This window comes from Amycolatopsis sp. ATCC 39116, from assembly GCF_000231075.2.
In the GTDB taxonomy this organism is placed as follows: Bacteria; Actinomycetota; Actinomycetes; order Mycobacteriales; family Pseudonocardiaceae; genus Amycolatopsis_E; species Amycolatopsis_E tucumanensis.
In genome coordinates, this window is the sequence record NZ_AFWY03000065.1 from 1 (window position 1) to 21,688 (window position 21,688).

At 73.0% G+C, this 21,688-nt stretch carries 25 protein-coding genes and 2 riboswitches; of the genes, 14 read left to right on the forward strand and 11 right to left on the reverse strand.

Features of this window, described 5'->3' with window-relative positions; genetic code table 11:
• Positions 1-193: 193 nt before the first annotated feature.
• Complete coding sequence (locus AMY39116_RS0337250) at positions 194-754, reverse strand: winged helix-turn-helix transcriptional regulator (RefSeq protein ID WP_020422679.1); 561 nt, start codon at positions 752-754, stop codon at positions 194-196.
• A gap of 52 nt (positions 755-806) precedes the next feature.
• On the opposite strand from AMY39116_RS0337250, the gene AMY39116_RS0337255 reads away from it, so the two are divergent.
• Positions 807-1,394: a DUF4291 domain-containing protein gene (locus AMY39116_RS0337255; protein WP_020422680.1), complete on the forward strand. Its 588-nt coding sequence runs from the start codon at positions 807-809 to the stop codon at positions 1,392-1,394.
• A gap of 111 nt (positions 1,395-1,505) precedes the next feature.
• Here the strand turns inward: AMY39116_RS0337255 and AMY39116_RS0337260 are convergent, their stop codons facing one another.
• Entirely contained in the window at positions 1,506-3,008 is a 1,503-nt protein-coding gene (locus AMY39116_RS0337260) for an FAD-dependent monooxygenase (RefSeq protein WP_020422681.1), read from the reverse strand.
• Between the two features lie 73 nt (positions 3,009-3,081).
• On the opposite strand from AMY39116_RS0337260, the gene AMY39116_RS0337265 reads away from it, so the two are divergent.
• On the forward strand, positions 3,082-3,792 hold the full coding sequence (locus AMY39116_RS0337265; protein WP_020422682.1) for a TetR/AcrR family transcriptional regulator: 711 nt from the start codon (positions 3,082-3,084) through the stop codon (positions 3,790-3,792).
• A 12-nt stretch (positions 3,793-3,804) separates the two neighbouring features.
• Here AMY39116_RS0337265 and AMY39116_RS44225 read toward each other — a convergent pair whose 3' ends face one another.
• Positions 3,805-4,182, reverse strand: a complete 378-nt coding sequence (locus tag AMY39116_RS44225; RefSeq protein WP_027936570.1) for an STAS domain-containing protein — start codon at positions 4,180-4,182, stop codon at positions 3,805-3,807.
• A 149-nt stretch (positions 4,183-4,331) separates the two neighbouring features.
• Here AMY39116_RS44225 and AMY39116_RS0337275 point away from each other — a divergent pair, with 149 nt between their 5' ends.
• The 7 genes from AMY39116_RS0337275 to AMY39116_RS0337305 all read left to right on the forward strand — a co-directional run bounded on the left by AMY39116_RS0337275 (position 4,332) and on the right by AMY39116_RS0337305 (position 10,915).
• Positions 4,332-5,171 carry an MEDS domain-containing protein gene (locus AMY39116_RS0337275; RefSeq protein WP_235716296.1) on the forward strand — a complete coding sequence of 280 codons (840 nt, stop codon included), beginning with the start codon at positions 4,332-4,334 and terminating at the stop codon, positions 5,169-5,171.
• The gene (locus AMY39116_RS0337280) at positions 5,168-6,103 is read left to right on the forward strand and encodes an anti-sigma factor RsbA family regulatory protein (RefSeq protein ID WP_020422685.1); all 936 of its coding nucleotides are present in this window, start codon (positions 5,168-5,170) and stop codon (positions 6,101-6,103) included. The genes AMY39116_RS0337275 and AMY39116_RS0337280 overlap by 4 nt, the downstream gene beginning before the upstream one ends.
• A gap of 77 nt (positions 6,104-6,180) precedes the next feature.
• Complete coding sequence (locus AMY39116_RS44230; RefSeq protein WP_020422686.1) at positions 6,181-6,942, forward strand: maleylpyruvate isomerase family mycothiol-dependent enzyme; 762 nt, start codon at positions 6,181-6,183, stop codon at positions 6,940-6,942.
• A 77-nt stretch (positions 6,943-7,019) separates the two neighbouring features.
• Entirely contained in the window at positions 7,020-7,895 is an 876-nt protein-coding gene (locus tag AMY39116_RS0337290) for a MoxR family ATPase (protein ID WP_020422687.1), read from the forward strand.
• Positions 7,892-9,280, forward strand: coding sequence for a VWA domain-containing protein (locus AMY39116_RS0337295; protein ID WP_020422688.1), 1,389 nt, complete (start codon positions 7,892-7,894; stop codon positions 9,278-9,280). Before AMY39116_RS0337290 ends, AMY39116_RS0337295 begins: the two co-directional genes overlap by 4 nt.
• 78 nt (positions 9,281-9,358) lie before the next feature.
• Positions 9,359-10,312, forward strand: a complete 954-nt coding sequence (locus AMY39116_RS0337300; RefSeq protein ID WP_235716297.1) for a hypothetical protein — start codon at positions 9,359-9,361, stop codon at positions 10,310-10,312.
• A gap of 369 nt (positions 10,313-10,681) precedes the next feature.
• Positions 10,682-10,915, forward strand: coding sequence for a hypothetical protein (locus tag AMY39116_RS0337305; protein ID WP_020422690.1), 234 nt, complete (start codon positions 10,682-10,684; stop codon positions 10,913-10,915).
• Between the two features lie 12 nt (positions 10,916-10,927).
• Here AMY39116_RS0337305 and AMY39116_RS0337310 read toward each other — a convergent pair whose 3' ends face one another.
• The 5 genes from AMY39116_RS0337310 to AMY39116_RS0337330 all read right to left on the reverse strand — a co-directional run bounded on the left by AMY39116_RS0337310 (position 10,928) and on the right by AMY39116_RS0337330 (position 15,621).
• A complete protein-coding gene (locus AMY39116_RS0337310; RefSeq protein WP_020422691.1) occupies positions 10,928-11,965 on the reverse strand; it encodes an iron ABC transporter permease in 1,038 nt (345 codons plus the stop codon).
• Positions 11,962-12,957 (reverse strand): ABC transporter substrate-binding protein, encoded by a 996-nt coding sequence (locus AMY39116_RS0337315; protein WP_020422692.1) that lies wholly within the window; start codon positions 12,955-12,957, stop codon positions 11,962-11,964. The genes AMY39116_RS0337310 and AMY39116_RS0337315 overlap by 4 nt, the downstream gene beginning before the upstream one ends.
• A 72-nt stretch (positions 12,958-13,029) precedes the next feature.
• Positions 13,030-13,152: riboswitch (cobalamin riboswitch) on the reverse strand.
• Positions 13,153-13,180: 28 nt separating this feature from the next.
• Positions 13,181-13,813: an MOSC domain-containing protein gene (locus AMY39116_RS0337320; protein ID WP_020422693.1), complete on the reverse strand. Its 633-nt coding sequence runs from the start codon at positions 13,811-13,813 to the stop codon at positions 13,181-13,183.
• Positions 13,814-13,826: 13 nt separating this feature from the next.
• Positions 13,827-13,902, reverse strand: a riboswitch (S-adenosyl-L-homocysteine riboswitch).
• A 19-nt stretch (positions 13,903-13,921) separates the two neighbouring features.
• Positions 13,922-14,698 carry a sulfite exporter TauE/SafE family protein gene (locus AMY39116_RS0337325; protein WP_020422694.1) on the reverse strand — a complete coding sequence of 259 codons (777 nt, stop codon included), beginning with the start codon at positions 14,696-14,698 and terminating at the stop codon, positions 13,922-13,924.
• Positions 14,699-14,799: 101 nt separating this feature from the next.
• Positions 14,800-15,621, reverse strand: a complete 822-nt coding sequence (locus AMY39116_RS0337330) for a class I SAM-dependent methyltransferase (protein WP_020422695.1) — start codon at positions 15,619-15,621, stop codon at positions 14,800-14,802.
• A 59-nt stretch (positions 15,622-15,680) separates the two neighbouring features.
• On the opposite strand from AMY39116_RS0337330, the gene AMY39116_RS0337335 reads away from it, so the two are divergent.
• Complete coding sequence (locus AMY39116_RS0337335; protein WP_020422696.1) at positions 15,681-16,046, forward strand: DoxX family protein; 366 nt, start codon at positions 15,681-15,683, stop codon at positions 16,044-16,046.
• A 13-nt stretch (positions 16,047-16,059) separates the two neighbouring features.
• Positions 16,060-16,569, forward strand: a complete 510-nt coding sequence (locus AMY39116_RS0337340; protein WP_020422697.1) for a CGNR zinc finger domain-containing protein — start codon at positions 16,060-16,062, stop codon at positions 16,567-16,569.
• Here the strand turns inward: AMY39116_RS0337340 and AMY39116_RS0337345 are convergent, their stop codons facing one another.
• Positions 16,570-17,412, reverse strand: coding sequence for an LLM class F420-dependent oxidoreductase (locus tag AMY39116_RS0337345; protein ID WP_020422698.1), 843 nt, complete (start codon positions 17,410-17,412; stop codon positions 16,570-16,572). It abuts the gene before it with no gap.
• An 80-nt stretch (positions 17,413-17,492) separates the two neighbouring features.
• On the opposite strand from AMY39116_RS0337345, the gene AMY39116_RS0337350 reads away from it, so the two are divergent.
• From AMY39116_RS0337350 to AMY39116_RS0337360, 3 genes are read left to right on the forward strand one after another with little or no spacing between them, the layout of a single operon-like run.
• Positions 17,493-18,092: a sulfite oxidase-like oxidoreductase gene (locus tag AMY39116_RS0337350; protein WP_020422699.1), complete on the forward strand. Its 600-nt coding sequence runs from the start codon at positions 17,493-17,495 to the stop codon at positions 18,090-18,092.
• Between the two features lies 1 nt (position 18,093).
• Positions 18,094-18,825 carry a ferredoxin reductase gene (locus AMY39116_RS0337355; protein WP_020422700.1) on the forward strand — a complete coding sequence of 244 codons (732 nt, stop codon included), beginning with the start codon at positions 18,094-18,096 and terminating at the stop codon, positions 18,823-18,825.
• Position 18,826: 1 nt separating this feature from the next.
• Positions 18,827-19,096: a DUF6510 family protein gene (locus tag AMY39116_RS0337360; protein WP_020422701.1), complete on the forward strand. Its 270-nt coding sequence runs from the start codon at positions 18,827-18,829 to the stop codon at positions 19,094-19,096.
• 175 nt (positions 19,097-19,271) lie between these two features.
• Here the strand turns inward: AMY39116_RS0337360 and AMY39116_RS0337365 are convergent, their stop codons facing one another.
• Entirely contained in the window at positions 19,272-19,964 is a 693-nt protein-coding gene (locus AMY39116_RS0337365) for a GPR1/FUN34/YaaH family transporter (RefSeq protein WP_020422702.1), read from the reverse strand.
• A 27-nt stretch (positions 19,965-19,991) separates the two neighbouring features.
• Complete coding sequence (gene groL / locus AMY39116_RS0337370) at positions 19,992-21,683, reverse strand: chaperonin GroEL (protein WP_020422703.1); 1,692 nt, start codon at positions 21,681-21,683, stop codon at positions 19,992-19,994.
• Positions 21,684-21,688: the final 5 nt, after the last annotated feature.

Genomic DNA, 21,688 nt, shown 5'->3' on the forward strand with positions numbered 1-21,688 from the left:
GCCGACCGGCCGCTGGCGACCGGCCGCGGGCGACCGGCCGCGGGCGGCTGGCCGGGAGGCGACTTCTCCCCCTGCGGAGGAGATACCGCTCCTGGGGCGGCACCCCCTCCTGGGCGCCGAGTCCGATTGCCGCGCATCCCGGCCGTCACCGCAGCGGGCGATGGCCGCGGCAGCACCGTGCCGGGCGTGCGGCTCAGGCGTCGCCGCCTTCGAGGAATGCCCTGCCTCTCGGCGAGAGGCGATAACCCACCTCCAGGCTTTCCGTCAGGCCGAGTTCCTTCAGGCGCCGCACACGGCGTTTGAACACGTCGCGCGCCAGGCCGACCCGCTCGGCCAGCTCCACGGCCCGCACGCCCTCGTTGTCGGCGATCAGCCTCAGGAACGCGCCGGTCCACGGGACCTCCGCCACCCGGTCCATCCGCCACAGCGCGGCGCCGATCGCGGCGCGGTCGTCGTCCGTCAGGTCGGCGGTTTCCCGCAGGGCGATCCGCGGGTCCGGGCCCGCCACGCGCAGTCCGATCCGGTACAGCCGTCCCGAACCGCGGTCGGGCATCTGCGCCGCCGACTCGTAGCCCGCGGCCCTGGCGTCCTCGTCGGTCACCGTCGCGACCTCGTCCACCGAGGTCACCTCGACCACCCCGGCCGCGGTGCGCATCCGGGAGCCGGGGCGCACGCGGGGCGCGTCCCACCTGCGGAAGGCCACCGTGACGCGGCCCGCCGCCAGTCCCTCGATCGCCGCGCGGTCGAAGAGCATGCCCCAGTCTCGCACGCAAAACCGCTTGCGCCCATGCCCGAAGATCACCCACATGAGCAATGAGATCCGTGCCCGGTACGACGACGACACGATCGTCGTGTACCAGGCCTACTCCCCCGAGATCGCCGAGCCCGCCCTGCGCGCCGGCACGTTCGTGCCGCCGTTCAAGCGCGGCCGCATGACCTGGATCAAACCGTCGTTCCTCTGGATGGCCTACCGCAGCGGCTGGGCCCGCAAACCCGGCCAGGAACGGGTCCTCGCGGTGACCATCACCCGCGCCGGCTTCGAATGGGCGCTGGCACACTCGTGCCTGTCCGCGTTCGACCCGGGCCACCACCCCAGCGACGACGCGTGGCGACGGCAACTCGCCACCAGCCCGGTGCGCATCCAGTGGGACCCGGACAAGAACCTGCACCTGCGCCCGCTCCCGCGACGCGCCATCCAGATCGGCCTTGCCGGCGAGGCCTCCGACCGCTACGTCGGCGAGTGGATCACCGGCCTGACCGACGAGACGGAACGCGCCCACGAGATCGAAGCGCTGGTGCGCGACCGCCGCCTGGACGAGGCCCGCGCACTCCTCCCGGAGGAGCGCCCCTACCCGGTCGACGCGGACCTGGCCGCCCGCATCGGCGCCGCCTAAGGGCCCACCCGCGCCACGGCATCGGCGGCGCAGGAACACCCGCGCGCACCAGCACGACAGGGACGTTCCTCGACCAGCCCGCGCGGAACTAGTCGCCCGCATCGGCGCCGGCTAGCGGGCCAGCACCCGCGCCACCACCGACTCCAGCACCGCATCCGCGCCCGCCACGGCGACCGGCGAGCGCCAGGCGACGAAGCCGTCCGGGCGCACCAGCAAGGCCCCGCCCTTCTCGATGCCGATCGTCGACAACCAGTCCGCGTCCGGCAGCACCGCCGCGCCCATCGGGACGTCCAGCCGGGCGGCGGCCTTCTCCGCGGCCTCGCGCCAGGACACCTCGCCCGCGAACACCGTGAACCCGGATCCCACCAGGTCCAGAGTGGACACCCCGGGCGAGACCCACCGGTGCGGCAACCGGGATCCCGGGGCGCCATCCAGTGCGGCCGCCAAATCCTCTGTGGACGGTGGCCGCACGACCGCGTCGATGACCGCCGTCGAGTCGTACCGGTAGCCCATCGTCACCAGCGGCGCGTTCCACGCCCCGACGGCCTCCCGCTCCGCCACCGCGGCCGGGTCCCAGTGCAGCCGCGGGTTCTCCCAGCGCAGCACGGCCTGCCGCGTCACGAACTCGGCCACCGCGTGCCGCTCGTCGTGGTAGGTGTCCAGCAGTCCGTCACCGGCCTGGCCTGCCAGCACCAGCGCCAGCTTCCACGCCAGGTTGTGCGCGTCGGCCATCCCCGTGTTGAGCCCGAACGCCCCGAGCGGCGAGACCGACCGGGCGGCGTCCCCTGCCAGGAACGCCCGCCCCGCGCGGAACTCCTCGGCCATCCGCAGCGTCGCGCGCCACCACTTCGCGGCGATCACCCGCACCGGCACGTCCGCGCCGAGCGCCGTCCGGATGAGTTCCTCGGGGCTCCCGGGCGCGCCGGTGTGCAGGACCCACCGCCGTTCGCCGACGCTGAGCAGCATCCCCCGCACGTCCGGGTGCCCGATCTCCACCATCGTCGGCAGCGCGCCGAAGAACCCGGTGAGATCCGCCTCGAACAGGATGTTCAGCACCGGCTCCCCCACCTCGCCGGGACCGGTCGTGCCGATCCCGAGCGCAGGCCGCACGGCGGTCTTCACCCCGTCCGCCCCGATGAGGTACCGCGTCCGCAGGACCCGCCCGTCGGACAGCTCCACCGACACCCCGTCCGCGTCCTGCGAAACCCCGGCGACGGCCACGCCGAATTCCACTGTCGCGCCCCGCTCGCGCGCGGCGGGCAGGAGCGCCGCGTCCAGCCGGTCCTGCGGGTAGTGGCCGACGGGCTGCTCCGGCGAGATCTCCGGCTGCGTGAACGGCGTCCGCCGCGGCGCGTTCGCCCGGTCGATCTCAGCGACCGTGCGCGCGTCCGCCTTCCACATCTCGGTCGACCGGACCGCGACGGCGTCGAGTTCCGCCGTCAGGCCGGCCTCGCGGAAGAACTCCAGCGTGCGCGGGCTGAGACCGAGCGCCCGCGGGTGCTCCGACAGACCCGCGCGGCGCTCCACCACGTGCGCGCGCACCCCGTGGTGCGCCAGGAACACCGCGGCGGCCAGGCCGACCGACCCACCACCGGCGATCACCACATCCGACATGAGCTTCCTCCTCCCAGTCGGGAACACTGTTCCCGTTCTTGGGAACACTGTACCCGAGAAGTACGCTGTGCCCATGCCGCCCGCGAAGAAGCCGCCGACGATGGTCTGGATGCGCGACCGGACCACGAAGACGCGGCCGGTCGTCACCGAGGAGAAGATCGTCCGGACGGCCATCGCGATCGCCGACGCCGAGGGACTGGACGCGCTGTCCATGCGGCGGCTGGCGGCGGAAATGGGCACCGGCACCACGTCGCTCTACCGGCACGTGGCCGGCAAGGACGAGCTGTTCGAGCTGATGGTCGACACGATCATCGGCGAGGAGCCGCTGCCCGAACCCGGCGACGACTGGCGCGCCGAGCTGGCCCAGCTGGCCCGCCGCCAGCGGGCCGTCATGCTGCTGCACCCCTGGCTCGCCCAGCAGGCGGCCCGCCACCCGACGCTCGGGCCGAACGTGATCGCGCGCGCCGACCACCACCTCGGCATCGTCTCCAGGATGACCGGCGACCCGACGCTCGCGACGATGGTGGTGGACACGATCAACACCCACGTGCTGGGAGCGGTGTCCGCCGAGCTGGCCGAGCTGGAGGTCCAGCGCCGCACCGGCATGACCGAAGACGAGTGGCGGAACTGGGTGGGCGCCTACGTCCGGCAGGTCGTCGAGTCCGGCCGGTACCCGCACTTCAACCGGCGGGTGCTGGAAGCCGACGACGTCGATCCCGCCACCCGCTTCGAATTCGGCCTGGAATGCCTGCTCACCGGGATCGAAGCGGCCCTGCGCGGGTGAACTCCCGGACGGTCAGCCCGCGGCCAGCGCCTCGTCGACGGTTCCGTAGAGGTCGAGCACCTTGTCCAGCGCGGTGAGCGCGAAGATCCGGGCCAGCGAGCCCGGTGCGACGATCCGCAGCACGACGCCCGACGTGAGCGCGGCGGTGATCGCGGCCAGCCCGGACGATCCGAGGAACGCGACCCCGCTCAGGTCGACCACGACCACGCGCGGCCGTCGCGCCATCAAGCGGCGGAACGCGGCCTCCAGCCTGCCCGCGGTGGCCAGGTCGAGTTCGCCGCCGACCGCGAGCACGGCGACGTCGCGACTCGGCCAGCGGACCGAGACGTGCAGCGGTGTGGATGTGCTGAGTCCGGCGGATTCCTCCGGAACACGCGGAGCCCGTGACATGACGCGCTCGCCTACCCTTCGGCGACAGCATTCTGCGGCTGCGCTCTGAACCGCGTCCAACCCAGCGTAGTCGACGCGCCTCCGGCAGTACCACCGCCGGGCGCGACGGACCCTGTCCCGGCCGCCGCGGCGCGGTACGCTCGGATGCGATGAGACGGTCCGGAATCGTCGTGGACGCGCGCGGCCTCGGCTGCCACGACCACCTGTGCTGGGGCTACGAGGACCCGGCCGAGTTCCGGTCCCGGGTTCGGGAGTTCCTGGCCGAGGGTCTGGCCCTGGGTCACCGGGTCTGCTACGCCGGGACCGGCCCGGTGTCGCGCCTGGCCACGGATCTGGACGGCATCGTGGACGGCGGCGAGGCCCGCCGCCGCGGCGATCTGCGGGTGGTTTCGCTCGACGACCTCGGCGCGCTCGGCGATCCGCACGTGCGCTTGCGGATCTACGCGAAGGCCACCGAGGCGGCGCTGGCCGACGGTTACCGGGGCCTGCGGGTGGCGGCCGACGTCACCGGGCTGTTGCGGTCACCCACGCGGTTGAATTCGCTGGCGCGGTTCGAGCACCTCGCGGACGGCTACTCCGCGGTGCACCCGTTTTCCGCGCTGTGCGGCTACGACCGCCGGAAGCTGGACCGGCCCACCCTGGCGCTGCTGTCCGCGCTCCACCCGAGCGCCAACGAAAACGGCGCGGGTTTCCGGTTGCACGCCTCGGCCCGCGGCGGCTGCTGCGCGAGCCTCGGCGGCGAACTCGACCTCGCTTCGGCCGAGTTGTTCCCCCGCGCACTCGGCCACGTCGACCCCCGGCCGGTCGGCGGCCGGCTGGTGCTCGACGCGGCCACCCTGGACTTCATCGACCACCGCAACCTGCTGACGCTGGCCGAGCACGCCAGGCGGCACGCGGCCGAGGTGGTTCTGCGCGCTCCCCGCCCGGGACCGGCGAGCGTCGTGGAGGTCCTGAAACTCGAGGACATCCACGTGGAGGCGCCGCGATGAGCACCGGATTCGTGCACGAGGCCTTGTTCTACGGCTCACCGGAGGAGTACCTGGCCGGGCTGGTGCCGTTCCTGACCGACGGCCTGGCGGCGGGCGATCCGGTGGCGGCCGCCGTGCCGGAGCCCAACCTGTCGCTGCTGCGCGAGGCGCTCGGCGACGACGCGAGCCGCGTGCACCTGCTCGACATGGGCGTCGCGGGCCGCAACCCGGGCCGGATCATCCCGCAGGTGCTGCGGGGCTTCGCCGACCGGCACCGCGACGCCGCCCGCGTGCGCATCATCGGCGAGCCCATCTGGGACGGGCGGTCCGCCGTCGAGTACCCGGCCTGCGCTCAGCACGAGGCTCTCATCAACCCGGCCTTCGCGGGCCGCGACGTGACGATCGTGTGCCCGTACGACACCAAGGCGCTCGACCCGGTCGCGATCGCCGACGCCCACGTGACGCACCCACTGGTCACCGAGGGTGGCGTGCGGCGCGGCAGCGACACCTACGCGTGGGACGATCTCGTCGCCCGGTACAACGACGAGCTGAAACCGGCCGTGGGCGCGGTGACGTTCCGCGTCCAGGTGCCCGACGACCTGTCCGTGGCGCGCCGGTCCGTCGCCGCGTACGCGCTGGAGTTCGGGCTGGGCGAAGCGCGCACCGAGGACCTGAAGCTGATCGTCACCGAGCTGGCGACGAACAGCCTGCTGCACGCCGGCACCGCGTGCGAGCTGAGCCTGTGGCGCGAGGGCGCGGAACTGGTCTGCTCGGTCATCGACGGCGGGCGGCTGACCGACCCGCTCGCCGGACGGCGTCCGCCCGAACGGGGTCAGCTGTCCGGGCGCGGCCTGCTGCTCGTCAACGACCTGGCCGACCTGGTCCGCACACACCGCGCGCCGCACGGCACGACCATCCGGGTTCGCATGCGGCTGGCCGGAAAGCCCTTGTGACAGAAGGGGCCGGGATGTCCACTTCGGAACCGATCCGGCCCCCACGGCGATCACCCACCCGGTATGTTCGGCGGGTCATGACGAAACCCGACCAGCCGTTCCTCCTCGACACCCTGCGCGCCGAGATCCACGGCATCGGGGTCCTCGCCGCTCCGGCCGATCCGGACCTCCCGGTGCCCGCGTGTCCGGGGTGGACGGCGGGCGCGCTGGTCCGTCACCTCGGCGGGGTGGCGCACCGCGTGACCGACTGGGTGGACAGCCAGACGCTGCCGCTGGAGTGGGAACAGGAGCCGCCCGCGGGGCAGGACGTGCTGAGCTGGTTTCGGGCCGCGGCCGACGGGCTGTTCCGCAGCCTCGCCAGCCGCCCGCCGAGCTTCCCCTGCCAGACCTGGTTCCCCGCCGACCGGACCTACGGGTTCTGGCGCCGCCGGATGGCCCACGAGTTCACCGTGCACCGCGTCGACCTGGAGCAGGCGCTGGGACTGCCGCCGGTGGTGGATCCGGCGCTGGCCGCCGACGGGGTGGACGAGGTGCTGACGGTGTGGCTGGCGGAGGGCAACCGGCCGGCGCCCGAGGACACGGTGTCGGTGGACGCCTCGGGCGAGGTGTTCGAGGTGCGGTGCGCCGGTCGCGTGTGGACGGTGCGGATGCCCTCGGGGACCGGAAATCCCTTGGTGCGACCGGAACCGGCGGCGAGCGCGGACGGGCGGGTGTCCGGCGCGCCGGCGGACGTGTACCTGTGGCTGTGGGGGCGCGGGCCGGCCGACCCGCTGACGGTGACCGGGGACGTCTCCGGACTGCGTGCGGCGCTGGCGGCTGTCACCCGCTACGCGGCGTGAGATTGGGCACGACAGCCGCGGGATCAGGTCGCGAGGGCCCAGAATGGGTGGGTTGCGCACCAACCCAGGGAGGGCCGATGCAGGAGCCGTTGTTCGGCTCGGTCGACGAGGTCGTCGAGCGCCTGGCCGGCGCGGGCTACCTGGCGTCCACCGCCGTCGCCACCACCGTCTTCCTCGCCGACCGCCTCGGCAAGCCGCTGCTGGTCGAGGGCCCGGCCGGGGTCGGCAAGACCGAGCTGGCGCGGGCGCTGGCGCAGGCCACCGGCAGCGAGCTGGTCCGGTTGCAGTGCTACGAGGGCATCGACGAGGCCCGCGCGCTCTACGAGTGGAACCACGCCAAACAGCTGCTGCGCATCACCGCGGGCCGCGACGAGGGCTGGGAACAGGCCCGCGACGAGGTGTTCAGCGAGGAGTTCCTGCTCCCCCGCCCGCTGCTCAAGGCGATCCGCAACCCGGACCCCACGGTCCTGCTGATCGACGAGACCGACAAGGCCGACGTCGAGATGGAAGGCCTGCTGCTGGAGGTCCTCGGCGACTTCCAGGTGACCGTGCCGGAGCTGGGCACGATCACCGCGCAGCGTCGCCCGTTCGTGTTGCTCACCTCGAACGCGACCCGTGAGCTGTCGGAGGCGCTCAAGCGGCGCTGCCTGTTCCTGCACCTGGACTTCCCCACGCCGGAGCTGGAGCGCGACATCGTCACGCTCAAGGTCCCCGGGCTGGACGCGCGCCTGGCGGACTCGGTGGTGCGGGTCGTGGCCGCGCTGCGGACGATGGAACTGCGCAAGGCGCCCTCCATCGCCGAGACCGTCGACTGGGCGCGCACGCTGCTCGCGCTGGGCGCCGACACGCTCGACGAGCAGGTGGTCGAGACCAGCCTCGGCGTGATCCTGAAGTACCAGAGCGATCACCGGAAGGCCGCGGCCGAGCTGCGGCTCGACTCGCTGCTGTCATGACCTCCCCGGCGCTGGCGCGGCGGCTGGTCGAGTTCGTCGGCTCGCTGCGCGAGCACGGCATCCCGGTCGGTCCCGGCGAAACGGTCGACGCGGCCGCGGCCGTGGACGTGCTCGGGCTGGCCGACCGCGAGCAGCTGCGGGCCGCGCTGGCGGCGACCGTGCTGCGCCGCTCGGGGCAGCGGGGCACCTTCGACGCGTTGTTCGACCTGTACTTCCCGGTCGCGGTCGGCGCCGCGGAGACGGCCGGGGACGCGCCCGCGAACGCGGCGGAGCTGCGGGAAGCGCTGGTCGCCGCGCTCGCCGAGGGCGACGGGGAACGCCTGCGGGCGCTCGCTTCGGCCGCGGTCGACCAGTTCGGCCGGTACGGCTCGTTCGGCGAAGGCGGGTCCGGCGGGGGCGGAGCGAACGGGATGCGCGGCTGGTCGGCCTACCAGGCGCTGGACCGGGTGCGGCCGGACGCGCTGCTGAACCGGGTTCTCGCCGCGATCCGCACGGACGACAGCGCGTTCGGCGACGCCGTCGCCCGCAGCGAGGCGCAATCCCGGATCACCACCTACCGCGAGGCCGTGCAGGCCGAAGCCCGCCGCCGCACCGCCGAGCTGCGCGGGCGTGAGCGGATCGCGCAGTACGCGGTGCCGCCGCAGACCGACCTGGTCAGCTTCACCAACGCCACCCGCGCCCAGCTCGCCGAGCTGCGGCGCACGATCCAGCCGTTGTCCCGCAAGCTCGCCACCCGGCTGGCAACGCGCCGCCGCCGTGCCCGGCGCGGGCAGATCGACCTGCGCCGCACGCTGCGCCGGTCGCTGGCCACCGGCGGGGTGCCGATGCGGCCGGCGATGCGCGACCGCCGTCCCGGCCGCCCGGAACTGGTGCTGCTGTGCGACATGTCCGGGTCGGTGGCCGGGTTCGCGCAGTTCACGCTGCTGCTGGTGCAGGCGCTGTCGGACCAGTTCAGCAAGATCCGCACGTTCGCGTTCGTCGAGCTGACCGACGAGATCACCGGCCTGGTCACCGCGGGCGCGGCGGACCCGGAGGGGCTCGCGCGGCGCATCCTGACTCAGGCGAAGCTCACCCGCTGGGGCATGAGCAGCGACTACGGCGGTTCGCTGGCGAGCTTCGTGGACGGGTGGCCGGACGCGGTCGGGCCGCGCACCTCGGTCCTGATCCTCGGCGACGGCCGCACCAACGGCGGCGACCCGAACCTGGACGCGGTGCGCCGGATCGCGGAGCGGGCCAAGCACGTCCACTGGCTCAACCCGGAGGCGCGATCGGCTTGGGGCACGGGCGATTCCGCCGCCCTGCGGTACGCGCGCGTGGTGCCGATGCACGAGTGCCGCAACCTGCGCCAGCTCACCCAGCTGGTGACCGAACTGCTGCCCGGCTGACGGTAACGAAGCCGTCTCGCGGGGAGTGATTTTCCCGCTGCTGTGTGTAAGTGGTCGAGACCAGGGCATCCCGTGGTCATGGCGGGGAGCACGGTCGGCAGGCGGGCGTTCCTCACCGCGGCCCTGGCGGGCGCGGCGAGCGTCGCCTGCAGCAGCGGTGGTGAGGGTTTCTTTCCCAGGCAGGCGCTTTCCGGGCGGCCGGCGCCGCTGGATGCGCCCGCGGCGGGGTTGCGCGGATTTCCGGCGCAGGTCGCCGCGCACAGCGTGGTCGAAGACCACCTGCTGGTCGGTTACTGCGGCGCGCCGGGCAGCCCGGCGCTGGGGCGGATGACCGGTGATCTGCAGGAGGCGTCCGCGCAGCTGCGCGAGCTGATCGGCACCTACCCGCGGACCCGGCCGGTGGTCCCGGTGGTCGAGCTGATCGCGACGACGGTGAACCCGACGCCGGGCCCGGACGGCATGTACCGCAGCCGGGCGAACGACAACACGATCCAGCGCTACCTCGACGCGGCGCGGGCGCTCGACGGGCAGCTGCTGCTCAACATCCAGCCGGGGCGCGCGGACTTCCTGCCCGAGGTCAAGGCGTTCGAGCGCTGGCTGACCGAGCCGGACGTCGGTGTCGCGCTGGACCCGGAGTGGGCGGTGGAACCGGGCGTCGTGCCGGGCGAGGAGTTCGGCGTGACGACCGGCGAGGAACTGGACGGCGTGGCCGCCTACCTCGCTTCGCTGGTGGCGCGGCACCGGCTGCCGGAGAAGATCATGGTCTACCACCAGGTGGCGGTGACGGTCGTGCGGGACATCGCCGGGCTGAAGCGGCACAACGGGGTCGCGGTGATCAACGTGGTGGACGGCATCGGCAGCGCCGAGGCGAAGAAGGCCACCTGGGACCAGGTGATGAAGCGCAAACCGCCGCACGTCAAGGCCGGGTTCAAGCTCTTCTACCAGGAGGACACCCGCGGCGGGCAACCGCTGATGACGCCCGAGCAGGTGGTCGGGCTGCAGCCGGAACCGGTCTACGTGGTGTACGAATAGGGCCCCCGAGCGCGGGGCAGTTGGGAGTCCGCACTCGGGGGCCACTCGCCTGCCACAACGCTCCGAGGGGGAGTTCGAGCGCGGGCAAGACGGCGGTGCCGGAGGTGTCGCGCCCACCCTCCGCGCGGGCCTTATCAGTGAATCGAGGCGAAAGCAGGGCGTGTTACTGGCAGGTCTTCAACAATTTCAGGGAATCCAGGAGATGTCGTCGGGGTCGCCGCCGATGAGGGTCTGCCGGGTGTCCTGTGAGCTGGCTCGCATGCCCCACGACGCTAGCGATTGTTGAACGATCCGTCAACCCGGTTGCTCGATTGTTCAACGATCCTCTATTCTGTGGCGCACCACACCGTTCTCGGAAAGGTGCCAGCGATGACCGCGTCCACCCTCAGCCACCGCGACGTCGAGTTCCTGAAAGCGGTTGCCGACGGCCGCGTGGAACTGACCGCGAGCAGCGAGCCGCACGTGTACGTCGACGGACTCTCCTGCTGCGACCAGTTCGGCGCGCGACTGCTGATCCACGCCGGCCTGGTCCGCCGCGTCCCCGGCACCGGCTCCCGCATCCCCGCCAAACTCACCGATGCCGGCCGCGACGCGATCAGGTGACCCGTTGAGCGCTTAGGCGGCCGCCCGCCGCGTCCACTGTGGACGGCTGCGGTACAGCACGGCCACGAACGCGGGCACGCCGATGATCGACGTGACCACGCCGACCGGCACCTCCTGCGGGTCGAGCACCGTGCGCGCCAGCGTGTCGACCCATACCAGGAACACCGCGCCGGCCACGGCGGTCACCGGCAGCAGACGTCCGTGGCCGGGGCCGACCAGTGCGCGGGCCGCGTGCGGGAGCACCAGCCCGACGAATCCGACCGCCCCGCAGGCGCTCACCAGCGCGGCCGTCAGCAGCGCGGTGACGCACATCAGCACGATCCGCGTGCGCGTCAGCGCGACCCCGAGCGCCGCGGCGAGGTCCTGGCCGTAGGCGAGCACGTCGAGCGTCCGGGCGTGGCCGAAGCACACCAGCAGCGCGACGACCAGCACCGCGGCGCACACGCCGACCTCGGACCACGACGCGCTGCTGAACGACCCGAGCAGCCAGAACAACACGCCCCGCGTCGTTTCCGCGTCCCCGGCCGTCAGCACGACGAACGAGGTCAGCGCGGAGAACAGCTGCATCGCCGCGACCCCGGACAGCACCACGCGCTCGGTGGTGCCGCCCAGCGTCTGGCTGAGCAGCAGCACGAGCCCGAACGACAGCACCGCCCCGGCGAACGCCCCCGCGGACAACGACACCACTCCCCCGCCGACCCCGAGCACCACGACCAGCACGGCGCCGGTCGACGCGCCCGAGGACACCCCGAGCACGAACGGGTCGGCCAGCGGGTTGCGCAGCAGCGACTGCATGACCGCCCCGCACACCGCCAGACCCGCCCCGCACACGGCGGCGAGCAGGGCGCGCGGGATCCGCAGGTGCCACACGATCCCGTCGCGGACCGGCGAGAGCACCGGCTCCCCGAGACCGAGGTGGGCCAGGACGGTGGCGTACACGTCGCCCACGCCGATCCCGGCCGGGCCGATCGTCACCGCGACGGCCACCGACACCACGAGCAGCGCTACGCCCCCGGCGCACAGCGGCAGGACGCGCGCGGTGCGCGTCACCCGCCGAACCCGAACCCGCGCAGCGCCGCGGCGACCTGCTCGGCGCCGTCCACGGTGCGCAACGTCGGGTTCATCGCCTGCCCGGACAGCAGCACGTACCGCTTGTTCCGCACCGCGGTCAGGTCGCGGGTCACCGGGTGCGACTCCAGGAACGCGATCTTGGCGGCCGCGTTCTCCGCGGTCTGCGAACGGCGGGTCAGGTCGCCGAGGACGATCACGTCCGGGTCGCGTTCGGCGACCGTCTCCCAGTTGATCTGCGGCCACTCCTCGCGCGTGTCGTCGAAGACGTTGCGGGCGCCCACGGTCGTGGTGATGATGCCGGGCGCGCCGCAGCAACCCGCCAGGTAGGGGGCCTCGGAGTTGGCGAACCAGAACATCAGCCGGGCGTTCGCGCCTGCGCCCGCGACCGCGCGCATCCGTTCCCGCAGGCTGGTGACCAGCTGTTCGCCGCGGTCCTCGACGCCGAAGATCCGCGCGAGGTCGCGGATCTCGGTGTAGACGGCGTCCATGGTCAGCGTCTCGGTGCGCGCGCCGTCACCGCCGCCGCTGGTGTCCTTGGCGCACTCGGTCGGCGACAGGTAGGCGGGCACCCCGAGCTGCTCGAACTGCTCGCGGGTGGCGACGCCGCCCTTGCCGAGGATCGCGCCGAACGAGGCGGCGACGAAGTCCGGCTCGGTGGCGAGCACGGTCTCGAACGACGGGTAGTTCTCGGCGAGCCGGGGCACCTTCGCGTTGTCCGCGGCCAGGTGCGGCAGCACGGGATCGGTCCAGGTGGCGGTGCCCGCCATGCGGTCGGCGAGGCCGAGGGACAGCATGATCTCCGCCGCGCCCTGGTTGAGCGCGACCGCCCGCCGCGGCGGTTCCGGCACGCGGACCTGGTGGCCGCAGTTGTCGACGGCCACGGCGGCGGTGTCTCCGGAGGGGGTGGCGCTCGCGCACCCGGTCAGCGCCAGCACGGCGGCGAGCAGCGGGAAGGTGATCGATCGGCGCACAGCGGCCCCTAGCGTCGAGGGCTCATGCGCGGAGCCCGGTCCGGCGGTCTCCCCCGTGGCGGGGGTGCCAGCAGGTCTTCGGACTCGGGGTCGTCCGGGCGGAACGCCTTCCCGGACCGCGTGGTCCAGTGGCCGTTGTCCCGCCCGTCGCCGCTCACCGCTGCGCGTCAGTTCCGGATTCGCACCGGATTCCCTGGCCCCTCGCGGGGCACGACTGGCCGGCTCACGCTACCACGACGACCTCGTCCCCGACCCCGACCGTGCCCGGTTCCACAGTGGACCCGTAGACGCCGAGGCACATGTCGTGCTCACGCGCGATGCGGCGCAGGACGGCCGGGGCGCGCCGGCCGGTGCGCGGATCGACGTTGACAACGACGCAGCGCCGGTCGCGGCGGTCGACCCGGATGCGGGTGGCGCCGATGCGGAGCGTGCGGCCGATCCAGTCCTCCTCGGGCACGTCGGTGTCGACGAGGAGGTTGGGGCGGAAGCGCAGCGGCTCGGCGCCGGCACTGCGGGTGGTGATCAGGGACAACGGCGCGCTGTCGAAGGTGCCGCGGTCCAGTTTCTGGACGCTCGCGGCGCCGAGCTCCGCCGCGAGCGCGGGATCGGTGACGTCGTGCAGGCGGCCGTCCGGGGTGCGGACCTGGGACTCGCCGACGACCTGGTAGCGGACCAGGTCGTTGCGCCTGCGGATGGTGAGCCAGGGGAAGCCGTTCGCCTCCTGGCCCGGCCGGACGAACGCCCAGCGCCGGTCACCGTCGAGGCCGTGCCAGGAGACGGCGGCCTCGTCCAGCGGTTGCGCGGCCATGGACTTGACCGGGTAGCGGAAGATCGCGGCGAGGTGTCCGACGAGCATCTGCGCCTCCTCGGGTGAGAAGGCGCCCTTGCTGCAGGAGACGGTGCCGAGCGTGGCGGGCCGGGCCCGTCGCAGCGCCCCTCGGCACCGCCCGCGAAGGTAGCACTTCTAGTTCCAGGCCTGCCAGGCCAGCGTGACGGCCAGGCCCATGCCCGCCAGCGCGATCGCGACCCGGAGTGGCGCCGCGGGCAGGCGGCGGACCACCGCGGGCCCCACGAAGGATCCGGCGACCAGACCGAGGCACAGGGCCGCCGCCGCGGGCCAGAGCACCGAGCCGGTGAACGCGAACACCACGGCGGCCACCAGGTTGGCCGCACCGGTGACGATGTTCTTCGCCGCGTTCGTCCTGGCCAGCGGCTGCGCCCAGGCCGCGGACAGCAGCGCCAGCATGATCACCCCGGCCGCCGCGCCGAAGTAGCCGCCGTAGATCGCGACCAGGAACGCGCCCGTGGCGGTGCCCGCGGTCAGCCCGCCGTCACCACGGCCGGCGCGTTCGGCCAGGCGCGGGGAGAACAGCAGGAGAATCGACGCGCCGCCGATCAGGAACGGGACGATGTAGGCGAACGTGCCCTCCGGAGTGAGCAGCAGCAGCGCGCTGCCCGCCGCGCCGCCGACCGCCGTGATCGCGCACAGCCGCAGCAACCGGGCGCGCTGCCCGCGCAACTCGGGACGCGAACCGGCCGCCGAGCCGACCGTGTTGCCCATCAACGCGACGGTGTTGGTCACGTTCGCGGTGACCGGCGGCACACCGATCGCCAGCAGCGCCGGGTAGGACACCAGCGACGCGAGCCCCGCGATCGAACCGGTCAGGCCCGCCCCGACCCCGGCCACCACGAGGAACAGCAGTTGCCACGGGCCGAGGGTGAGCAGCGGTTCAGCGGGCACGTTGCCCCAATTTACCGCAGGAGCAATCGTTTTCCGGCCGTGCGAGACGAACCCCACTCCTCCACTGTGGAATCAGAGTGCGCTGTCCAGAAGGGACTCCGTCACGGCCGGCGCGCGGTGACGAGCCAGGCAGCCGCGCCCAGCAGCACGCCGTCGGGCGTCTCGTGCGGGACGAGGGCCTCGGTCAGCGCGGCGACCGCCCGCTCGACCGTTTCCGCCGGGTACCGCTCGAAGATCGTCCGCAGCATCGCGCCGCGACGCAGGAAATCGGCCGCCGACGTGGCGTCGGCGCCGAGCCGGACCGGCGCCCGCACGTCGTCCACGGCGACGCCGGTCAGCCCGGCGCCGGTCAGCAGCTCGCGCAGGTAGCCCGGCTGGGCGAACGAGAACGGGCCGGGGCCGGGCGGGACGGCGTCGGCGGTGTCGACGTGCGGGGCGACCGCGTCCAGCGCCAGCACCCGGTGCTCGTTCTCGCGCACGTCCTGCCAGCACAGGAACGCCAGCCGCCCGCCGGGCCGCAGCGCCCGCGCGACGTTGGTGAAGGCGGCGAGCGGGTCGTCGAAGAACATCACGCCGAACCGGCTGAGCGCGATGTCGAACGAGCCCGCACCGAAGTCGTGGACCTGCACGTCGGTCTGCTCGAACCGCACCCCGTCGAGCCCGGCGGCGCGCTCCCGCGCCACGGCGAGCATCGGGCCGGACAGGTCCGCGCCGAGGACGGTCGCGCCCCGCCCGGCCGCGAGCAGCGTGGTGGTGCCGCAGCCGCAGCCGATGTCGAGGACCCGCTCGCCCGGCTCGATTCGGGCGGCGTCGAGGAGGTGCGGGGTCAGGTGCGCGAGCATCGCGTCGTAGTGCTCGGCGTGGTCGGCCCAGTAGCGGCCGGTGTCGCCGTTCCAGTCGCGTGCCTCGTCCTCGTTGGCCATGCGGTCACGTTAGCCCGCGCCGCCTCGTCCGGTGGGTGAGACGGAAGGAGGCGTGTCAGGTGAACGTCGTGTTGTGGATCTGCCAGGGGCTGCTCGCGGCGCTGTTCCTGGTGTCCGGACTGCTCAAGTCCACCCAGTCGAAGCAGCGGATGCTCGACACCGGCCAGACCGGGGTGGTGTTCTTCCCGCTGCCCGTCATCCGGGTGGTCGCCGCCGCGGAGCTGGCCGCGGTGCTCGGGCTGATCCTGCCCGGTGCGACCGGGATCGCGCCCGTGCTCACGCCCGCCGCCGCGATCGGGCTCGCCGTCGTGATGGCCGGGGCGGCGATCAGCCACGCGAAGCTGCGCGAGTACCGCACGAGCGCGGTCAACCTGCTGGTGCTGGCGGTCTGCGTGTTCGTGGCGGTGGGGCGGCTGGCGGGGTAGGTAACCTGCCGGTATGGCCTACTCGCGCCCCGCCGCGCCGGACGATCTGCGTCCGCTCGAGGTGTTCGGCAACTCGGCGCGCTTCCTCTACGGCGAGGACCACTTCGGCACGCCCGGCTCGGCCCGCGACTGGCTGGCCGAGCACCAACTGGGCGAGTTGCCCCTGGACGAGCGGGATCTGGCGCGCCTGGTCCGGTTCCGCGAGACGCTGCGCGACCACCTCGACGGCGTGGACGTGGCCGCCGAGCTGAACGCCTTCGCGGCCGCGACCGTCGCCGGGCCGCGCTGGCCCGGGCCCGCGCTGGCCCCGGCGGGCGAGGGCGTCGACGGGCTCATCGCGCGGCTGCTCGACGTGCTGTTCCGCGCCGAGGTGACAGGCCGGGCTCGGCGGCTGAAGCCGTGCCGAGCGCCGGAGTGCCGGTGGCTGTTCTACGACCGCTCCCCGGCCGGCAACAGCGTCTGGTGCAGCATGGACATCTGCGGGGCGCGGCACAAGATGCGGGCCTACCGGTCCCGCGCCTGATCAGCCCAGCCGCAGCCGCTCCCCCAGCTTCGCGATGTAGGCCGCCACCTGGCCGGCGTCCCGGTCCGGCAGCCCGAACAGCACCTCGGTCACCCCGAGCGACCGCCAGTGCGCGAGCACCTCCTCGTCCGGCCGCCCGGCGAGCGCGACCACCCGCGGCTCGCCCGCCCGGCCGGCGTCCTGCCAGATCTTGCGCAGCAGCCGCACCTTGTCGTCCAGCTCGTGGTCCCGGGGCGTGGTCAGCCAGCCGTCGGCGGAGCGCGAGATCCAGGCGAACGTCCGCTCGGTGCCGCCCGCGCCGATCACCACCGGCACCTCGCCGACCGGTTTCGGCCACGCCCAGGACGGGCCGAACCGGACGTGGGCGCCCTCGTAGGCGGCCTCCTCGTCGGTCCACAGCGCCCGCATCGCCTCCAGGTACTCGCGCACCACCGTGCGCCGCTGCCCGGCCGGGACGCCGTGGTCGGTCAGCTCGTCGACGTTCCACCCGAACCCGGCGCCGAGCACGACCCGGCCGCCGGACAGGTGGTCGAGCGAGGCGATCGTCTTGGCCAGGGTGATCGGGTCGTGCTCGGCGGGCAACGCGACGGCGGTCGACAGGGTGATCCGCGAGGTCACCGAGGCCGCGGTGGCGAGCGCGACCCACGGGTCCAGGGTGCGCAGGTACCGGTCGTCGGGCAGCTCGGCGGTGCCGGTGCCAGGGTGCGCCGCCTCCCGCCGGACCGGGATGTGCGTGTGCTCCGGCACCGCGAACGAGTCGAACCCGGCGTCCTCGGCCGCCTTCGCCGCCGCGGCCGGCGTGATCCCGCGGTCACTGGTGAACAACACGACCCCGAACCGCACAGCGGCCTCCCGTCTCCGGCGACTAGAACACGTTCTAGTAAAGCACGGCTTAGACTCGCGGGACGAGGAAGGGGAAGCAGATGGGGATTGTGACTCCCGGGTTCCAGGGCCGGGCGCGATCGGCGGACGAGAAGCTGCCGCCGGGGCAGTACCTGGTGGAGGACTTCCCCGTCCTCTCCGCCGGGCCGACGCCCCGGGTGCGGCTGGAGAACTGGCGCTTCACGGTCACCACCGAGACCGGGCAGAAGCACGAGTGGACGTGGGCGGACCTCAAGGCGCTGCCGTCGGAGACGCCGACGGTGGACATCCACTGCGTGACGCGGTGGTCGAAGTTCGGCACCACCTGGCGCGGCGTCTCGCTGGACACCCTGCTGGAGGACGTGGACACGGCCGCCGACTACGTGATGGTCGAGTCGCACGGCGGGTACACGACGAACCTGCCGCTGGAGGACCTGCTCGACGGCCAGGCGTGGATCGCCTACGAGTTCGAGGGCGAGGACCTGCCCGCCGAGCACGGCGGCCCGGCCCGGCTGCTGGTGCCGCACCTGTACTTCTGGAAGTCGGCGAAGTGGGTCAAGGGCCTGCGGCTCATGCTGGACGACGACTTGGGCTTCTGGGAGGCCGCGGGCTACCACAGCTACGGCGACCCGTGGCGCGAGCAGCGCTACCAGGGGGACTGACGTGGTCCAGGGGACGCTGGCGTGGCGGGTCGGACGGCTCGCCGAGGTGCGGGACGAGACGCCCACCGCGCGCACCCTCGTGCTGGACGTGCCCGGCTGGCCGGGGCACCTGGCCGGGCAGCACGTCGACGTCCGGCTCACCGCCGAGGACGGCTACAGCACGACGCGCACGTACTCGATCGCGGCGCCCGCCGACGGCGAGCGCGTCGAGATCACCGTGCAGCGGGTGCCCGGCGGCGAGGTGTCGCCGTTCCTGACCGAGGTGTTCGCGCCCGGCGACCCGGTCGAGCTGCGCGGCCCGGTGGGCGGGTGGTTCGTCTGGCGCCCGGCGTCAACCGACCCGGTGCTGCTGGTCGCAGGCGGCGCCGGGATCGTGCCGCTGATGGCGATGATCCGCGCCCGGCGCCAGGCAGGCAGCCGGGCGCCGTTCAAGCTGCTGTACTCGGTGCGCACCCCGGAGGACGTGTACTACGCGGGCGAGCTGCGCCGCCCGGAGGCCGGGCTGGACGTCACGTTCGTCTACACGCGCAAGGGCCCGGCGGACTGGCCGGGCGAGCCGCACCGGATCGGGGTGGCCGACGTCAACTCCGCGGGCTGGCCCGCGGAGTTCGGGCCGCAGTGCTACGTGTGCGGGCCTACCGGGTTCGTCGAGGCGGTGGCGAACGTGCTCGTCGCGCTCGGCCACGATCCGCGGCGCGTCAAGACCGAACGCTTCGGGCCCAGCGGGAGCTGACATGAGCGAGCCCTTCGAAGACGGCAACGCACTGGCCGGCCCGGCCGGCGAGATCTTCGCCGTGGACATCACAGCCGCCACGACCCGCTGCGTGGCCTGCGGCCGCGTCGACGCGGTCGCGTCGCTGCGCGTCTACCGGCACGCGCCGGGCCTGGTGGCCCGCTGCGCCGGCTGCGACGCCGTGGTGCTGAAGCTGGTGCGCGGCCCGGAGTCGGCGTGGCTGGACCTCACCGGGACGTCCAGCCTGCGCGTGCCGCTGCCCGGAGCCTGACGGGACCGGCAAACACCCCACCCGGACCGGCAAACACCCCACCCGGACGGGCAAACACACCGGCTGGGGCGGCGTGTTTGCCCGTGGGGGCGGCGTGTTTGCCCATCTGCCGTTGCGGTGTGGGCGCGTGTGCCGGGAGTCGCGGCCGGCTCCCGGCGCACGCTCGCGTCCGCCGTCAGGACAGCAGCGGCCTGCCCAGCGGCGGGAAGGGTTTGCGAGCCCCCATCGCGGTGAGCCCGACGTTCACGAAGGCGTAGAACCCGAGCGCGGCGAACGCCAGGACCACGTACCCGGAGAACTCGAACAGGGTCGCGTCGCCAACGTGCAGCGCCGTCGCGGCCAGCGCCAGCGCGGCCACCACGAGCCCGACGATCAGCGGGTAGACCGCCGGCAGCCGCAGGCACGGCACCAGGAGGAACACGAACAGGCACGCCCAGCAGATGAAGAACATCTCCTGCGTCTGGACCGCCACCTCGGGCAGCAGCCCGAACCAGTTGTGCGTCAGGCCGAGCAGCAACCCGCCCAGGCTCAGCCAGAACCCGGCGAACGTGCCGGTGATGCCGGCGACCATCGTCTGCCCCAGCAGCAGCGCCCACACCGTGGAGATGACCAGGCCGACGCCGGTCGCGAACAGCACGATGGGCAGCACCGCGCCGAGGGCGGCCAGCGGGAGCATCACCCCGGTCAGCGCGATGCCCAGTGCCAGCGACCCGACCGCGAAGATCGGCAGGGCCAGGATCAGCGGATCACCGCCCGCGCCGACCACGACGCTCGCCGGGTGGCCGGGCGATTCGACGATCGCCCGCAGGTCCTGGACGTGGGGGACGGTTTCCGGATGGACGTTGGTGCTCTGCGTTGTCTCTGACATGACGTTCCACCTCACGGGCACGGGAGATCAGCCCACCGACGGGCCCATCCCGAGCGACTGCGGAGTACTGGAATCGGGCGAGGGCTGGTGCAACCCCTCGTCCAGCGGACCGAACTCGGTCATCAGCGCGGGGCTGCCGCCCCACGGGGTCTGCTCCTCGGCGACCAGCGAGTTGGTCGTGAGCAGCAGCCCGGCCACCGAGGCGCCGTTCTGCAGCGCCGAGCGGCACACCCGGAGGGGATCGATGATCCCCATCTCGATCATGTTGCCGTAGCGGTCGAGCAGCGCGTCGAACCCCTCGTCCTCGCCGAGGTCACGCGTGCGCGCCACCACCTCGTCGGCCGGGTAGCCGGCGTTGGCCGCGATCAGCCGTGCCGGTTCGGCCAGCGCCCGCCGCACGATCTCCGCCCCGGTGGCGTAGTCGCCCGCCAGGCCGGTGTCGGCCAGCACCTTTTCGGCATGCAGCAACGCCGCCCCACCCCCGGCGACGATGCCCTCCGCCATGGCCGCCCTGGTCGCGGACAACGCGTCCTCGACCCGGTGCTGCAACTCCTTCAGCTCGGCCGGGGTGGCCGCGCCGACGTGGATCATCGCGACCTTCCCGGTCAGCGCGCCGATGCGTTCGGTCAGGACGTCCTCGTCCACGCCGAACTGGGCGCGCTCCAGCTCCGCGCGCAGCTGGGTGACGCGGAACTCGACGTCGTCGGCGGATCCCGCCCCGTCGACGACGGTCGTCTTGTTCTCGGTCACCCGCACCTGCCGGGCCCGCCCGAGGTGCTCCAGCGTCATCGTCTCCAGCGTGAACCCGGAGTGCCGGGACAGCACCGCGCCCCCGACGACCGCGGCGAGGTCCTCCAGCTTGTGCAGCCGCCGGTCGCCGAAGCCGGGCGCCCGGATCGCGCACGCCTGGAACGTGCCGTTGACGTGGTTGTGCACCAGCATGCTCAGCGCGGTGCCCTCGACCGTCTCGGCGATCACCACCAGCGGCCGCGGCGCGCGCATCACCTTGTCCAGCAACGGCATCAGCTGCTGCACCTTGGTGATCTTCTCGCTGCACATCAGGATGTAGGGGTCGTCGAGCACGGCCTCCAGCCTGCCCGGGTCGGTGACCAGGTACGGCGAGAGGTAGCCGTTGTCGAACTCGAACCCCTCCACGAAGTCGACGGTCATCCCGATCCGCGGGGCCTCCTCGACGGTGACCACACCGGTGTCGCCGACGGTGTGCAGCGCCTTCGCGATGACAGCGCCGACCGCGTCGTCGTCGTTGGCGGAGATGGCCGCGACCCGGGCGTAGTCGTGCTCGGTGACGACCGGGTGCGCGACCTTCTCCAGGTGCTCGACCAGGCGGCCGACGGCGTGGTCGATGCCGCGCTTGACCAGCACCGGGTTGCCGCCGCGCGCGATCGCCGCCATGCCCTCCCGCACGATGGCCTGGGCGAGCACCGTCGCCGTGGTGGTCCCGTCTCCCACCACGTCGTTGGTCTTGATCGCGGCTTCCTTGACCAGCTGCGCGCCCATGTTCTCGAACTGGTTCTTCAGGTGGATCTCCCGAGCGATCGTGACGCCGTCGTTGGTGACCACCGGCGAGCCGGTGATCTTCTCGATGATCACGTTGCGCCCCTTGGGACCCAGCGTGGACTTCACCGCCTCGGCCAGCTTGTCCACACCGGACAGCAGCAGGCCGCGGGCGTCCGCACCGAACCGCAGTTCCTTCGCCATCGTTT